Origin of the sequence: Citrobacter telavivensis (assembly GCA_009363175.1) — a bacterium.
GTDB classification, from domain to species: Bacteria; Pseudomonadota; Gammaproteobacteria; order Enterobacterales; family Enterobacteriaceae; genus Citrobacter_A; species Citrobacter_A telavivensis.
Genome location: CP045205.1, coordinates 3763774 through 3780001, shown reverse-complemented (window position 1 = coordinate 3780001; position 16228 = coordinate 3763774). Strand labels below are relative to the sequence as shown.

Sequence of the window (16228 nt, the reverse complement as noted above, 5' to 3'; positions counted from 1 at the left end):
GTATCTTGTTTATAAAAATTCACGCTAAATTTCACTTTAAGATTTTACGCAAGACGGATTAATAAATATGTCATACCGCGTTGTTACTTAATAACCTTCTAATTAACATGGTTATTAAGGATAATTCGTTAATGCTTATGACAACAAGGATCACCGCACTCTCGGTTGCGATTGCGTTATCTCTGGGAAGCGCACATGCAACAGAAAACAGAATCACTGAAGCCACAGAATTGCTCACGGGTTTTAGTCAACTGAATAATACTCCCGCTGGTCAAACGGTTCTTCGAGAAAACCTCGAGACATCAATAGCCATTAATAATCGCGCTACCGACGCTGAACGTGCCCGAGCGGTATCGGATAACACCATTGCCGCACTGGTCGGTTCCATGACAAACGGCATGTTGATTGCCGATGCGTTGGGCACAAGAATGAGCGCTATTTTCAATGCGCATAACAGTCTGAATGCACAAACGTACAGTGCCACGGTTTTCTCTGAGCATTTTGGCGAATTGCTGTCGCAGGTTAACGCGTTGATTCAGGCGGATTCCAGCTTTGCCAAAAACTTTTATGCCAACGGCAGCGCAAACGGCAATCCGTTGATGCCGGCGACGGGAATTCAGTTGCCTGATGGCGGTGTCTATAACGTTTATGACCTGGCCTATCAACCGTCGGAAGAGGACCGTAATACGGTCGGTAATTCCCGCCCCGTGCAGGTTGCGCTTGACCGAATCGAAACCTTCAGCGCACCCGATTACTTTGGCGTTGATACGGATACCGCCGTGGCGATAATTCCGACGCTGAAAGGCAATGCGGCATTTCCCAGCGGTCATTCTGCGTTCGGTTTTGCCAGCACCTTGTTGATGGCTGAGATGGTGCCAGAACGGTTTCAGGAGTTTATCCTGCGCGGGTCTGAGTACGGTAACAGTCGTATTATCCTTGGCGCGCACTATGCGCTGGACGTGATTGGCGCTCGTATTATGACCACTTATGCAGTTGCGCAAATCCTCAACAATAATCCTGATTATCTGCAGCAGAGCATTCAGTCTATGCTGGGCGCGCCAGTGACGACCTCCGGCGATTTTCAGTCTCTGATGCAACGCGCCAGCACGGATTTACGCAATCTGCTGGAACAGGGATGTGGCAACAGCATTGCAGAATGTGTTGCCGCAGAGAGAGCGTCTCAGTTACAGGAAAAAAGGCAGAATAAAGCCGACTATCTGTTTCGCATGACCTATGGTTTGACACCGACGGGGGCGACAGATCTCGCTCCCGTTGTGCCTGAAGGGGCCGAGGTCCTGATTGCCTCCCGCTTCCCTTATCTGAGCGCTGAGCAGCGCAGAGATGTCCTCGCCACAACGGAGATTGAGTCGGGACATGCGCTGGATAATGGCTCCGGCTGGGCGCGTCTCAACCTCTTTGCCGCTGCGGATGGTTATGGTGCGTTTAACGGGGATGTTTCCGTGACAATGGATGCCGCGCAGGGGGGCGTAAGCGCCTACGATTCCTGGGGTAATGATATCAGTGGCCAGGGGACATTCGTGAAGAAGGGAACCGGCACCCTCGAGTTGACGGGAAACAACAGTTTCTCCGGCACCACAACGGTTGCCGGAGGACAACTGATCGTAAATGGCGATCATCGTCATTCATCGGTGACGGTAGAAACGGGCGCCTTACTGAGCGGTTCTGGTAAAACCGGGGCTCTCACTGTGAAATCCGGTGGCGCCATTGCGCCTGGCAATTCTGTCGGAACATTAGACGTTGCGGGCGATTTGAACTTCCAGCGTGATGCACAGTATGCAGTGGAAATTGCCGCGGACGGGCGCAGTGACCTGATACAAAGCGCAGGCATCGCCACCCTTGATGGCGGTGACGTCACGGTTTCACCGGAAGGGCGAGGAAACCTGCTCACCCAGCGCGAAGTGCATAGTCTCCAGGGAAAACAGTTCACCATTCTGACGGCTGAACAAGGCGTCCATGGGCAATTTAACCGCGTACAGCCTGGATGGTTATTCCTTGGCACCACGCTCAATTATCAACCTGACCGGGTACTTCTGAATGTGGGGCGCAACGGTACGGCATTCGCCGATATTGCCCTGACGGACAATCAGCGAGCTGTCGCGACGGCGGCGGACAGACTGTCTGCTGGCAATCCGGTGTATGAAAGTATTTTGCTTAGTACGTCTAAAGACGAAGCCAGACAGGCTTATCGTCAACTGGCGGGGCAAATCCATGCGGATGTGGCGTCCGCACTGCTTAATGACAGCCGCTATCTCCGCGAGTCAATGAACGAACGTTTACGTCAGCGTGAGGGCATCAGTCGCTCAACGGATATCCAGGCGAACGAGGGCGGGGCGTGGGTACAGCTGTTGGGCGGATGGGGACGCGCTTCCGGTGACGACAACGCAACGGGCTGGCAATCCTCGACCCGGGGCGTGTTACTGGGCGTCGATTCTGCTCTGGTGAATGATATTCAGCTTGGCGGCGTAGTCGGTTATACCCGTACTACGGTTGATGGCGGGGATCATGCCAGCGGGACGAGCGATAACACGCACCTGGGAATTTATGCGAGCAAACAGGAAGGCGATCTGTCCTTGCGACTCGGCGGTGGCTACACGTGGCACAGTATCGACACAGAGCGTGGTGTCAGTTATGGCGCGCAGTCGGATTACCTGCGTGCCGGGTATCATGCCCGTACCGCACAGCTGTTTGCCGAGACGGGATACCGTATCAGGACGGAAGTCGTGAACCTCGAGCCCTTTGCGAATCTGGCGTATACCCATTTTCAGCGCGACAGCCTTCGTGAGAAAGGGGGCGCAGCCGCGCTTCAGGGTGAAAAACAAAGCACGAATGCCACCATTTCAACGTTAGGGTTGCGTACAGATGTACAAATTGACGCAGTTAAGTTACAGGGAGAACTGGGCTGGCAGCATCAGTATGGCGAACGTAATCGCGATGCCGGACTGATGTTTAGTGACCATAATGCCGCATTTGTGGTTAACAGTGTTCCGGTATCGCGCGACGGCGCGATTGTAAAAGCCGGTGCAGAGGTCAGTCTTGGCAAACAGGCAACGCTGGCGTTGAGTTATGGTGGTCTGCTTTCTGATAATCATCAGGATCACCGCGTTAATGCCAACCTTTCCTGGCAATTTTAACGGTTTCTGTGACGTTATTTCCTCCCCCCTTTCGAGGGAGGAGGAAAACGCGCATTTAACACGGCCCCTCATTTCGCCCTTCAAACCAGACGGATTCTGGTGCAGATATATCCCAATGATTTTTCATGCTTTCAGGTCACTCACGCTGCGCGATTCGGTACGCCTATGGTAGTTTTGATAATCCTGCATCCTGTTGAAGAGACTCAAGCATGCTGAATGGGCTGAACCACATCACCCTCGCCGTCAGTGATGTTTCAAGAAGTTTTGCTTTTTATGTCAACACACTTGGGTTTACGCCTAAGGCCAAATGGGCCCACGGCGCTTACCTGAGTCTGGGCAATTTGTGGCTGTGTCTTTCGGCGGATACCGTTGCCAGTAAGGATGATTACACCCACTACGCATTCAGTATTCAAGACGACGATTTCGATGTGTTTGTGGATAATCTCAGAGCGTTGGGCGTCACCGAATGGAAAATCAATAAGAGTGAAGGGCGGTCTTTCTACTTTTTGGATCCCGATGGGCACAAGCTGGAAATCCATGACGGCGATTTAACCAGCCGCCTTAACGCGTGTATGCAACATCCTTATGAAGGAATGGTGTTTTTCTCATCCCCGTAAAATGAGTGAAAAAGAGGAGCCAGTGAACCGACAACGCGATCCACTGGCGAAGGCACAATTATATAATCATGCTGGCGAGCAGAATAAATATCAGCCCACAGATGGATAACAGCGTCGACATCAGCGTCCAGGACAACAGTGTCTCTTTGGTGGTCAGGCCGAAGAAGTCTTTAATCATCCAGAAACTGGCGTCGTTAACGTGGGAGCAGATACAGGATCCTGCCCCGGTCGCCAGCGTAATCAATGCCAGGTTAGTATTAGGATGTACTGCCAGCAGTGGGATGACCAGACCGGCGGTAGAGATCGCCGCCACGGTGGCGGAACCCAGACAAATACGCAGGAACGCGGCAACGCCCCAGGCCATCAGGATGGGATTAATATCCATGCCTGAGACCAGGGTGGAAATGTACTGACCCACGCCAGAATCGATGAGCACCTGCTTGAATGCGCCGCCACCGCCGATAATCAGCAGCAGTCCGGCAATACCCGCAATGGCTTTCCCGCAGGAATCCATCAGTTCAGGGATCGTCTTTCCGCGGCCCAGACCCATGGTATAAATCGCGAACAGCAGTGAAATCAGCATCGCAATCGTCGAGTTACCCAGGAACAGCAGTATGTTGTAGAACAAGCCTGAATCCGCGGCGCTTTTGGCATGGGTCATCTGGATGATGGTGACGACCGCCATCAGGATAACCGGCAGCATCGCGGTGAGAAAACTGATCCCAAAGCCAGGCATTTCGCTTTCGCTGAACCGACGGGTCGCGCCAAGGGAGGCAATATTGCCCTCTTTTTTAAATGCGTCCGGAATAATGCGCTGACAGAATTTATTCAATACCGGACCGCAAAGAATAAAGGTCGGGATGCCGACAATGATACCGTATATCAGAACCAGCCCTACATCGGCGCCATATTCACGGGCGATAACGGTCGGGCCGGGGTGCGGCGGTAAAAAACCGTGTGCAACCAGTAAACCGGAAAGCATGGGCACGCACATAAACATCGGCGATATTTTCGCTTCACGGGCAATAGCGAATAAAATAGGGACCAGAAGAATTAAGCCGACTTCGAAAAAAAGTGCAATGCCGACAATAAAGGCTGAGCAAACTACCGCCCAGTCAAGTTTATTTTTGCCGAAATAATTCAGCATGGTCAGCGCTATTCGCTGCGCCCCCCCCGCGTCGGCCAGCAAACGACCCAGCATGACGCCGAAGCCAAATATTAAACCGATATGGCCCAGCGTGCCGCCAAGTCCGGATTCGACCGAGGTGACAACTTTATTCAAATCCATACCACTGGCGATGGCGACAGCAATCGAGACAATAATTAGTGAAACAAACGTATTGAGCTTAATTTTTATGGTTAAAAGCAGGAGTAAAGCAATCCCTGCCACAACGATAATTAGTGGCATAACGTCCTCTCATCATAGGGTAACGACCCGTCATTATCCGGCTGCGCACAGGATGAATAATGCGTAACCGGATAATTCAGGTGTCTGGATGTTTTTATTTTTGCTTTCAGTTCTTATTCATATAATCGCGCAAGGCCGCGCCGATTTTATTTACATCATAAATACAACCCGTCCATGTCCCGCCGCTTACCGCCTGGAGCATCGCCCAGAGTCGGGTGTCATCGGGCAGTTCAGGATCAGGAAGTAAATCCTGATGACTGGGTCGGGCGTTTAATATTGCGGTGGCCTCCTCCCGTGAGGGTAATGTTTCATCGTTACGGGTTCCGAGGAAATTGACTTCGCCCTGAAGCTCGCGACAATCAATTTTAATTTCAATAATATCCCCGGTGCGTAATTTACCGATTGGCCCCCCGGCCAGTGCTTCTGGCCCTGCGTGGCCGATGCACGCCCCCGTGGAAACGCCCGAGAAACGCGCATCGGTGATCAGTGAAACATGCTTGCCGTAGGACAGATGTTTCAGGGCGCTGGTGACCTGGTAGGTTTCCTCCATCCCGGTGCCGGAAGGGCCAACGCCGATGATGACCAGAATATCGCCCGCTTTAATCTTGTCGTGCTTGATATCGTAAATCGCGCTTTTCTCGGACAGATAAACCTTCGCCACGCCTTTATGGTAATAGATGCCCCGATCGTCAATCACCGAGGGGTCGATGGCGGTGGATTTGATAACCGACCCTTCCGGGGCAATATTGCCCACCGGGAAAGTGATCGTTGAGGTCAGGCCGCGCTCCCGTGCCCGCTGTGGCGACATGATCACCTCGTCGGCGTCGATCTGCTCCTGTTCGCGCAGAAGCTGTTTGAACCGTTGCCGCCGTTCGGAGTGTTCCCACCAGTCCAGGTTCTCTTTCAGCGTGCTGCCGGTGACGGTCATCACGTCTTCATGCAGCAATCCCAGACTGCGAAGATGCAGCATCACTTCCGGCACACCTCCCGCCATGAAGGCATTCACCGTCGGGTGATAAACCGGACCATTGGGGAGTACGCTCACCAGTCGGGGCACCCGCTTGTTGATGCGGATCCAGTCGTCAACGGTTGGAATATGGCAGCCGGCCTGATGGGCAATCGCCGGAATATGCAGCAACAGGTTTGTTGAACCACCGAACGCCGCATGGACCGTCATCGCATTCTCAATCGCTTTATCGGTGAGTATTTCCCGGGTGGTGATGCCTTGTTTACATAAGTTCAACGCCGCCTTCGCGGAGGCTCTGGCTATCTCCTGCCACACCGGTTCGCCGGAAGGGGCCAGTGCTGAGTGAGGGATGGCCAGTCCTAATCCTTCGGCTACGACCTGCGATGTCCCGGCGGTGCCCAGAAATTGACAGCCGCCGCCGGAGGAGGCGCAGGCTTTACAACCCGCACGGCGGGCATCCTGTAGCGATAACTCGCCATTGGCGAAGCGGGCGCCGATGGTCTGCACCTTGCCGTTATCCTCCCCATCCCTTGCGGGTAGCGTTGCGCCACCGGGCACCAGCACCGTCGCTTTGTCATGCTGCGCGGCAAGCGCCATCATGGTGGCCGGAAGTCCCTTGTCGCAGCTCGCCACGCCAATGACGGCTTTTGCATCGGGCAGAGAGCGGATAAGACGACGCATCACCATGGCGGCGTCATTACGGTACGGTAGCGAGTCAAACATACCCGTCGTACCCTGAGTACGTCCGTCGCACGGATCGGAAACATACACGGCATAGGGCAGGGCACGGTTCGCTTTGATGACCTCCGCGGCCGCTTTCATCTGGATATCCAGCTCGTAGTGACCCTGGTGCAGCGCCAGCGCGATGGGCTTACCGTCTGCCCCGCGTAACCCTCCCAGCGTGCTGAGCAGTAGAATGCCGTCCCGATCCAGTTCGTCTGGGGACCAGCCCATTCCGGCATTCATGGTCATCCCGAACAGATCCCCGCTCGGGCGGTTGATGAGCATTTCCGCCGTAAGCGGCAGTTCTCCGTCAGGGCCATCGGCGTGGGTTCTGACGGTGTAGATATCGCGACTTTCGTCAGCAAAAATATGGCGAACAGACATGATCTTCTCCTCAGTCCGATAAAATGCCCTGCGCGGCCAGCAGTGCGTGGACTTTTTCTTTGGCTTCTTCTGAGACGTCAAGGATCGGCGGCAGGCAATATGTCTCCACCGGCAACCCCACGCACTGCATGCTGTATTTGATCAGTGAGACAAACGGCGTTTCAAGGCCGTAAATCGCGGGCAGTTGCAGGAGCTTTTTATTCAGGGTGGCGGCAGTTGCCAGATCGCCCTCGCGCCAGGCGCGATAGATACCGACAGAGAGTTCCGGAGCAAAATTAGCGCTGGCGGATATCGCGCCATCGCCGCCCAGCAGCAGGGTATTCAGTAAATGGTCGTCGAAGCCGCAGAATACCGAAAATGACGGACGTACAGACTTAACGGTGTTGATCATCGTGCGCAGATGGCCGACGCTGTCGATGGTGTCTTTGATGCCGACGATATTCTCATTTTGCAGTGCCAGACGTTTCACGGTCTCCGGGGTTAAGTCCTGACCGGTTAGATCCGGAAAGTTGTACAGGATCACCGGCAGTGTGACGCTGCGGGCGATCTGCTGGTAGTAGTCGTCAAGATTCCGTGCCGCAACTTTCCAGTAGTAGGGGTTGATAGCGACGACGCCGTCAGCGCCGCAGGCTTGTGCATGTCGCGCCAGTTTGACCGCTTCGTCAGTGGAAGGCGAACCGACGCCAATCAATACCGGGACCCGTCCGCCGACAACGGCGACGGCTTCTTCGGTGAACGCCATTCGCTGGGCGGTATTCATCTGGCTAAATTCCCCACCCGTACCAAGGTAAAACAGCCCGTCGACACCCTTATTAATCAGGAAGTCAGCAACCTGACGCATTGCCGTTTTATCAATGGTTCCGTCACGATGAAACGTGCTGGATACCGGTGGAATAATACCGCTGAATTTTGTCATTACCTCAGTTTCCTTTTCGTAAATATTCATTTTCGTTTCTGTATCCCAGCCCATATGATATTTGCCCGGCGCATTTGCGCAGCAGCTCCAGATAACCGTCGATCTTATTTCCTGAATAAACCACCGGATCGCCCGAAAGCGAGATCGCATAGTTAACCCGGTTATACATATTGAATACCGGCATACTTAAACATACCGCACCATAGGTTGATTCTTCATTGTCTATGGCCCATCCCCGAAGCCGCGTTTTTTGCAACTCTTCCAGAAATAACTTTTTATCGGTAAACGTATTGCGCGTGTGTGGCGTCAACGTGAGCGCATCTAAAAAATAATCCAGCTCTTCCCGCGTTTTCCAGGCTAATAACGCCTTACCCAGCGCAGTGATATGCAATTCAAGTTTTTTACCAATCCAGCTTTTGCTTGTTGGCACCGAGTTCGGGCTCTCAACCTTGTCGAGATAGAGAGCTGAATAGCTCTCCATTGCCCCCAGATGGCAGACCAGGCCGCTTTTCAGCGACAGCTCCTGCATTGGCCGCTTTGTCACCTCAAAGATATTTTGGCGGTGCAGCGCCTGGCAACCCAGTTCGTAGTTTTTTATTCCCAGCGAATAATGGCCATTTTTGTTTTTAATTAAGAAGCCGCACTCCACCATCACATTCAATAAATTAAGCAGGCTGCTTTTGGGATACTGAAATTCTTTTAATAATTCCATATAACTCGCCACGCCTACCCATGCGATGTGGGTTAATATTTTTTCGGCACGAACTAATGAATTACACCCTTTGCGAACCATCATGGAACCCTCTTGCTGGTAGAATAAATAGTATCGGCATTGCTGAAATGAAAATATACCTTGTTCAACATGCTGAACCGTAATGGGGTGATTAAATGTGATCTTGTACTCAGTTTGAATAGCAGAATTCTCGTGCTGACATTCGGTCAAATGTGAATGCATTGGAAATGATAAGACGCCATACCGTCGTGGTATGGTAGAGTGTGAGGTGCTCAAAGAACGATTCGAGGTTCGCACGATGCAACAAATTGATTTTTACATGATTGATGCCTTTAGTACGGAGACTTTTGGGGGCAATGCCGCAGCAGTATGTCCGCTAGCCGAATGGTTGCCTGATGAAACATTATTGAAAATGGCTAAACAGCATAACCAGTCAGAGACGGCTTATTTTGTCCCCAATGAAAACGGCTTTATGCTGCGCTGGTTTACCACTCAGGGAGAAATAAATCTGTGTGGACATGCCACACTTGCGGCAGCTCACGTCATCTTTGAACATCTGGATTATCCGGGTGAGATTCTCCATTTTGATACCCGGTTTGTGGGGCCGTTAACCGTTGAGCGCAGCGGTGAATGGTTGACGCTGGATTTCCCTGCCTGGGAAACCCAGCCCGTCACGCCGCCGTCCTTACTGCTGGATGCGTTGGGTATCACGGAATATAAAGAAGTGCGCGTGGCGCGCGACTACATGGTTGTCCTGGATACTCCACAGCAGATCAATGCGCTACGTCCGGACATCAATGCCATGCTTCCCCTGGGAAAAATGGTTTGCGTCACCGCGCCAGGGGAAGGGAAATACGATTTTGTCAGCCGTTTCTTCTGCCCAGGAGAAGCCGTAGCGGAAGACCCCGTCACTGGTTCAGCACACAGTATGCTCATTCCTTACTGGGCCGAAAGACTAAATAAAGCAGAGATGCTGGCGCATCAGGGCGCTGAACGCGGCGGGGATTTACTCTGCCAGAGCGTGGGAGAGCGTGTTTATATCGGCGGACAGGCAACAACGTATCTGCTGGGTAAAGTGCTGCTACGCTAAGCTCATCCAGGATGCGGCGGTTGCCTGCCAACTGCGGTTTCGGTCACCGCAGATGGCAGGGAGAGGTTTGCCAACGTGAGCCCGGCAAACGCGGTCATCACTATCTGTGGGCGGGCTCATCCTGACCGCTACTGGCTCGCCAGCACCTGTTGCAGCGCCTTTTCAGCTCGCGTAGCCGCATCGTTTTCGCCATGTTCACGCAGAACCTGTGCCAACTGGCGCAGTTGCGCTGCCGTCAGACCGACCCACATGCTGGCGCGGGTATGCGATAGCAGTTGAGATTCAACGCCCGGCGTGGCGGCTAATGCGCCAACCGTTGCCAGCTCGCGGCTTTGCCAGTCGAGATTATCGCGGGCGAAAATATCGCCGAACAGATGCGTTTGCAGGAACTGGTTAATGACCGGGGTAAAATCAAACAGCGGGCCCTGGACGGGAGCGCCTGAGATTCTCGTCTGGTTTGCGGTACCGACACGGCGAAGCTCATCCCCGACAGGAATAGTGGCAACCGGTTCTTTACCTTCGATATCTTCAATGCCACGTTGTTTACGTGCTTCGACGACCTTCATCAGTTCGCTAAGTGCATTCAGACTACGGGGGAAGCCCGTGTAGGCATAAAGCTGGACGAGAATCTCTTTGGTTTCGTTTATCGTGAGCCCGGCATCAAGCCCCTGATTAAGAGCCGCATTCAGCTTATCCATCTGGCTGCTGGCCATCGATGCGGCAATCAACGGGATGGCCTGTTGGCGGGCTGACAGCATATCTGAAATCGTTTGTTCGTGGTTCATTTCTGAGGATCCTTTATTGACGGGCGCAGCATGTGCCGCCAGACCAAAACCAAAGGTCAGCAGTACCGCTGCCGTTAATGCCTTAATGGGCGTGGTATTGTTCATCTGTCACTTTCTCCATCCAGTTAACGCTTTTACCATCCACAATCCCGGTTATCGCCAGGTGCGTCATCGCGCTGCCAGGGGCCGCGCCGTGCCAGTGTTTGACGCCCGCCGGACAAGAGACAACGTCGCCCGCGCGGATGACCTGCACCGGCTGGCCTTCCTGCTGAGTGAGTCCAACACCCGAGGTCACAATCAGCCTCTGGCCTGCCGGATGCGTATGCCAGGCGGAACGGGCACCAGGTTCAAAGGTGACATAAGCCCCGGAAACAGGGATGTCGTTATCCGGTTTGAAGAGAGGATCAACCCGGACGCGGCCGGTAAAGTTCTCGGCGGGCCCGTACACCGCGTCCTGACTTCCGGCGGGGGCGATATGGACAGCGGGATTTTGCTCCGCAGCCCCGGATGAAAATGTGAAGAGTGGCAGTAACAGCCCGAGGTAACGTAACTGTCTGATCATGCAAAGTCCTTATCTACGATGATGGTGAGGGTCTGCAATGATTCTAATCAGGGTGACATGTCATAAGGCTGACGCCATCCTGACAATTCTGTCAGGTAACCCTACTGTGAAGACACCGCTTTGCATTTTCTAAAAATAAGATACCAAAGCGAAAAGCGTGTCATTAATGCAAATAAAACAATAATGGTCAGGTAGCGGAGATAAAAAAGAAGGGCAGATTCATCGTAATCGAAAAAGGAGAAATCGACCTTCATCAGCAAATAATCGAGATAGTCCTGGTTCAGTAAACAGTACAATCCCAGCAATGCGATGAGCGAAAAAACGCCCGGCATAATGACATTTGCAACGTGTGAGTTGCCGGAGATGTTCAGGACTCGGCAGAAAAACGTTGCCAGCATTTTCCAGTGCAACCCGATATGCAGCGCCAGAATGAGCATTCCCCAGTGGACCGACGTCATGTGTACTTTTCTGACCCCGTTCGCCGGGTTGTGGAGCGGCAGGTCCAGAAAAATATGTCGGGACAGCATCATGCCAGAGACAATAGCGGTCAGGATGACAACGAACGTCACTGCATTAATGACCCTGTTAACTACCTGCATCGCTGACGGAATATTCGGCGACAGCGACCATAGTCGATGCCGGTTAAGGTATAAATGCAACATGATGAGCAGCGTAAAAATAATACCCGCCCATTCATGCACGATTTCACCGTAAAGGTGAAACCCCATCAGTACCAGCAGAAGTAACGTCATCAGCGCATCCTGCATGACCTGGAAAATATAAATATTCTTCATGTCGATGGGTTAACGCGGTGGCTGGACTTGTTTTACCCATTGCTCAACCTGCGCGGGTACGTCCGGACCTGAAATATCGTTGCGCGAGATCGAGAGCGCACGAGTGATTAATCTGGCCTGCGGCTGTATGCGGGCTATTTGTCGCAGGGAATCGGCTAACCGGCTGCCGCCATGGGTGGTGAAGGGAATGACCGTTTTACCGCCAAAGTCATTTTGCTCAAAGAGGCTATATATCACCATTGGCATGGTATACCACCAGATGGGATAGCCAACGTAAATGGTGTCGTAATCGCTAAGATCGGGCAACGGCGTTTTGAGTGATGGCCTGGCGTTAGTTTGCTGCTCCTTTTCGGCAACGCGTAACAGTGCATCATGCTGGCGAGGGTAGGGGGTGGCGGTTTCAATGCGAAACAGGTCGCCGTGGGTCTGCTTCTGAATCAGCTGTGCAACAAACTGCGTACTGCCGGTCTCCGGCGTATTTTTTTGTAATACGCTGGCCCCGGAAAAACCGTCCACGGCATCGGGCTTCATTTCCTCGGGCTGGGAAAACCAGATAATCAGCGTGCGGGACGGTGTGGATGAATTCTCTGCGGCAAACGCGGGCTGTCCCAGAAGCCCCATGACCATCATCGCCAGAAACCCGCTAAACACCTTTTTTATTCTCACTGTTTCCTTCCTTCAATCAGCCGTGGTGAGTCTTAACAATGATTTTGGCGCAGGTAGCCTGACATCAGACTGACGGCTCCCTGACAATTTTGTCAGCAGGCTTAGCGCGTTGGCGTCCCGATTTTGTCTCTGAAATTAGGCTTTCTGGACGGATAGCATCAGGTTGCTTAGCAAACGTCAGTCCAAAGGTATTGATACCGTTCTCGCTACGGGCAAAGACATCTCCCCGGTGCATAATGGCGACGGCGCGTACGATCGACAGGCCCAGCCCATGATGGGTATCACTCCTGGCCCGGGAGGTATCAACGCGATAGAACCGCTCGAAAAGCCGGTGTAGGTGCTCTGGTGCTATTGGATTGCCCGGGTTTGAAACTTCAACACAGGCCTGATGACCTTTTTCGCTTAAGCGCACCGTAACCGTGCTATTAGACGGCGAATGTCTTGCGCTGTTTTCCAGTAAATTAGCCAGTGAGCGGTGGAACAGTCGTCGGTCGATGCGCGCGATGACGTCGCCCTCCACATCCAGAGAGAGCTGTTTTTCAGCAAAAGAAGGTTCAACATACTCCGCCGTTTTCAGGGTTTCTTCCCGCAGGGATACCTTTGTCAACTGGGACGCATGTTCGCCCGCGTGGGCATGGGACAAAAACAGCATGTCGTTAACGATCGACGTCATGCGTTCAAGCTCTTCCAGATTAGAACCCAGTAGCTCTTCCAGTTCATCCTGCGAGCGTCGGCGCGAGAGGCCCAGTTGCGTCTGGCCTATCAGGTTGGTCAGCGGTGTACGAAGCTCATGCGCAACATCGGCGTTAAAGCTTTCGAGCTGTCGCCAGGCGATTTCCTGACGCGCTAACACACCGTTGAAAGATGAGGCTAGCTGCTGTAGTTCTTCGGGCAACGCGCGGGTATTCAGACGCTGTCCATGGTCTCCTGGTGCGAGATGCTGGGCCTCTTTACTGAGTGCTCCAACGGGACGAAGACCGATCCTTGATACGATATATCCCAGCAAAGCGACAATCACGACGCCCAGTGCGGCTATGACTAGTAGCGTCCGGGTAAAGGCATTCAGTGTGCCCATGTACGGCGTGGAGTCGATGGCAACAATATAGCGCAGCTCGGGCCTTTCACCGTTGGCAGGGATAGTTTTCACTAACAGAAACAGTGAGCATGCGCCGTCCGATGCGCCGGGCACTTTATTAAAGCCTTCCTGTAAAGAAGACCACTGAACACCCACCGGCGGCGTTCCCCCCATGCTAAAGCGTGGGTTATCGCTCACTATCCAGTAGCGAACGCGCTCACCTTCAGAATTGGTTAACACGGTGAATTTATTGGCCAGCGTCGACCAGTCGTCAGCCGAGGTTCGTGCGGTGATCCATGGACTCATTAATGATTCCCGAAATAACAGCTCGTTGTGCATCTGCTTTTGCAAAGAGTCATGCAAGGAGCTTCTGAGCAGGATGCCGATAACGGACACAATCAGCAGCGCGGATAAGGCGAACATCAGCGCCAGGTGAACGGAGATGGAACGCTTTGGCATGCTTATCCCCTTCATTTATTCGGACCGAACTTCGAGGACATACCCCATGCCACGAACGGTATGCAGCAGTTTGACGTCGAACGGCGCATCCACTTTGGCCCGAAGTCGTTTAATGGCCACTTCAACCACGTTGGCATCGCTATCAAAGTTCATGTCCCATATCTGCTCAGCTATCATCATCTTTGACAGAATCTCCCCCTGATGCCGGGCCAAAAGGCTCAGCAGGGAAAACTCTTTCGCGGTCAGTTCCAGCCGTGTTCCACCACGAAATACGCGGCGAGCCAGCAGGTCGAGATGCAGATCGTGAATTTGCAGTTGGGTGATGTCTGCGCCATCCGTAGCGCGGCGACGTACCAGTGCCTGAATACGCGCCACCAGCTCAATCAGCGAGAAGGGCTTGGGGAGATAATCATCCGCGCCAAGGCGCAGCCCTTTGACGCGCTCGTCGACCGATCCCCGTGCTGAAAGCATCAGTACCGGCGTCTGTTTGGCTGCTCGCACACCCTCAAGTACCCGGTAGCCATCCATCCCCGGCAACATCACATCCAGTATTATCGCGTCGTAGTCGAACTCCAGCGCGTAATGAAGACCTTCAGCGCCGTCTGCAGAGACATCTACCGTAAATCCGGACTCGCTCAACGCACGGTTGAGGTAGGTTGACGTTTTTTCTTCATCTTCGACTAACAACAGGCGCATAACGGGATTTCCTCTTAACTTTTCATCGGTGCTTCAACATCGGAATAAACCTGCACGGCATCCGGCAGACGTTGCCCCTGGATAGTGATGGCGTCCAGTGAGCGGGTGAGCTCGGTCATCTCGGCGAGAGTCAGCAACACGCCGGTAGCCGCTGTGTTTTGCAGCATATGGTCTTTATTGGTGGTGCCGGGGATGGGAACAATCCAGGGTTTACGCGCCAGCAGCCATGCCAGCGCAATCTGTCCCGGTGCGGCATTTTTTCGTATTGCCCAGGATTTCAGTAGTTCAACCAGCTGTAAGTTGTGTGGCAGATTGTCAGGCGAGAAGCGCGTTTCTGTCGCGCGGAAATCACCGGCAGCGAACCGGGTATTCTCATCAATCCAGCCCGTTAAAAACTGCACGCCGAGTGGACTCCATGGCACGAACCCAATACCCAGCGCTTCACACACCGGGAGTACCTGCTTTTCAGGGCCGCGCCAGAGCATGGAGTATTCACTTTGTACGGCGGTAACGGGTAATGCCGCGTGGGCGCGCTTCAACGTGTTGATGCCCATTTCAGACAGACCCCAGTGCAGAACTTTCCCTTGATCCATTAAATCTTTCACCACACCGGCGACATCTTCGATCGGGATCTGCGGATCAACCCGGTGCTGATACAGTAAGTCGATACGATCGGTACGCAGGCGTTTAAGCATGTTTTCGACGACCTGCCTGATGTGCTCCGGTCTGCTGTTAAGGCCCGGCAGGCGCTTACCCGTCTGTTGGTCAATGTTCCAGCCAAATTTGGTGGCGATAACGATTTTGTCCCTGAACGGGGCGACGCCTTCGCCGAGAATTTTTTCGACTTCAAAGGGGCCGTAGGCTTCAGCCGCGTCGAAAAATGTCACCCCTTCATCAAATGCCCGGCGGATAACATTCATCATCTCGGGACGCCAGGGAACGGACGTATCGCATTTTCGACTCATGTTCTGCACGCCCAGACCGATGGCTGAGACTTCCAGCGTTCCGAGTTGACGTTTGCCCGGAGCAGCAGGGCGGTGGCTGGTTTGTCTGGATGAACCGACCTGAGAGGATTGGCTCGCTGCCGATACGTGGGAAATCAGCGAGGCGGCGGCAATACTCGCCCCGGCGACTAATAGCTTGCGTCGCGCTGGCATTGTTGGGTCATTCTGGCTTTTCATTGATCGCTCCTTTTCTCCGA

Annotated in this window: 14 protein-coding genes; 3 read left to right on the top strand and 11 right to left on the bottom strand. The window is 53.3% G+C overall.

Annotated elements, in window-relative coordinates; all coding sequences use genetic code 11:
• The first annotated feature begins 107 nt into the window (after positions 1 to 107).
• Together GBC03_20515 and fos are read left to right on the top strand one after the other, a co-directional pair.
• Positions 108 to 3152, top strand: a complete 3045-nt coding sequence (locus GBC03_20515; GenBank protein QFS72415.1) for an autotransporter outer membrane beta-barrel domain-containing protein — start codon at positions 108 to 110, stop codon at positions 3150 to 3152.
• 209 nt (positions 3153 to 3361) lie between these two features.
• On the top strand, positions 3362 to 3769 hold the full coding sequence (gene fos, locus GBC03_20510) for a fosfomycin resistance glutathione transferase (GenBank protein ID QFS72414.1): 408 nt from the start codon (positions 3362 to 3364) through the stop codon (positions 3767 to 3769).
• Between the two features lie 58 nt (positions 3770 to 3827).
• Here the strand turns inward: fos and GBC03_20505 are convergent, their stop codons facing one another.
• From GBC03_20505 to GBC03_20490, 4 genes are all read right to left on the bottom strand, one after another.
• Complete coding sequence (locus tag GBC03_20505; protein ID QFS72413.1) at positions 3828 to 5177, bottom strand: gluconate permease; 1350 nt, start codon at positions 5175 to 5177, stop codon at positions 3828 to 3830.
• Positions 5178 to 5283: 106 nt separating this feature from the next.
• Positions 5284 to 7251 (bottom strand): YjhG/YagF family D-xylonate dehydratase, encoded by a 1968-nt coding sequence (locus GBC03_20500; GenBank protein QFS72412.1) that lies wholly within the window; start codon positions 7249 to 7251, stop codon positions 5284 to 5286.
• A 10-nt stretch (positions 7252 to 7261) separates the two neighbouring features.
• Positions 7262 to 8167, bottom strand: a complete 906-nt coding sequence (locus GBC03_20495; GenBank protein QFS72411.1) for a dihydrodipicolinate synthase family protein — start codon at positions 8165 to 8167, stop codon at positions 7262 to 7264.
• Between the two features lie 4 nt (positions 8168 to 8171).
• Complete coding sequence (locus GBC03_20490; protein ID QFS74087.1) at positions 8172 to 8960, bottom strand: IclR family transcriptional regulator; 789 nt, start codon at positions 8958 to 8960, stop codon at positions 8172 to 8174.
• Between the two features lie 238 nt (positions 8961 to 9198).
• On the opposite strand from GBC03_20490, the gene GBC03_20485 reads away from it, so the two are divergent.
• A complete protein-coding gene (locus GBC03_20485; protein ID QFS72410.1) occupies positions 9199 to 9990 on the top strand; it encodes a PhzF family phenazine biosynthesis isomerase in 792 nt (263 codons plus the stop codon).
• A gap of 128 nt (positions 9991 to 10118) precedes the next feature.
• Here GBC03_20485 and GBC03_20480 read toward each other — a convergent pair whose 3' ends face one another.
• The 7 genes from GBC03_20480 to GBC03_20450 form a co-directional block, all read right to left on the bottom strand.
• A complete protein-coding gene (locus tag GBC03_20480; GenBank protein QFS72409.1) occupies positions 10119 to 10880 on the bottom strand; it encodes a carboxymuconolactone decarboxylase in 762 nt (253 codons plus the stop codon).
• Positions 10858 to 11337, bottom strand: coding sequence for a cupin domain-containing protein (locus tag GBC03_20475; GenBank protein QFS72408.1), 480 nt, complete (start codon positions 11335 to 11337; stop codon positions 10858 to 10860). The genes GBC03_20480 and GBC03_20475 overlap by 23 nt, the downstream gene beginning before the upstream one ends.
• Positions 11338 to 11438: 101 nt before the next feature.
• Positions 11439 to 12089: a DUF4405 domain-containing protein gene (locus GBC03_20470; protein ID QFS72407.1), complete on the bottom strand. Its 651-nt coding sequence runs from the start codon at positions 12087 to 12089 to the stop codon at positions 11439 to 11441.
• A gap of 51 nt (positions 12090 to 12140) precedes the next feature.
• Positions 12141 to 12797 (bottom strand): flavodoxin, encoded by a 657-nt coding sequence (locus GBC03_20465; protein ID QFS72406.1) that lies wholly within the window; start codon positions 12795 to 12797, stop codon positions 12141 to 12143.
• 64 nt (positions 12798 to 12861) lie between these two features.
• Positions 12862 to 14331, bottom strand: coding sequence for a heavy metal sensor histidine kinase (locus GBC03_20460; protein QFS72405.1), 1470 nt, complete (start codon positions 14329 to 14331; stop codon positions 12862 to 12864).
• Between the two features lie 15 nt (positions 14332 to 14346).
• Positions 14347 to 15027, bottom strand: coding sequence for a response regulator (locus GBC03_20455; GenBank protein ID QFS72404.1), 681 nt, complete (start codon positions 15025 to 15027; stop codon positions 14347 to 14349).
• Positions 15028 to 15041: 14 nt separating this feature from the next.
• Positions 15042 to 16184, bottom strand: coding sequence for an aldo/keto reductase (locus tag GBC03_20450; protein QFS74086.1), 1143 nt, complete (start codon positions 16182 to 16184; stop codon positions 15042 to 15044).
• Between the last annotated feature and the right edge of the window lie 44 nt (positions 16185 to 16228).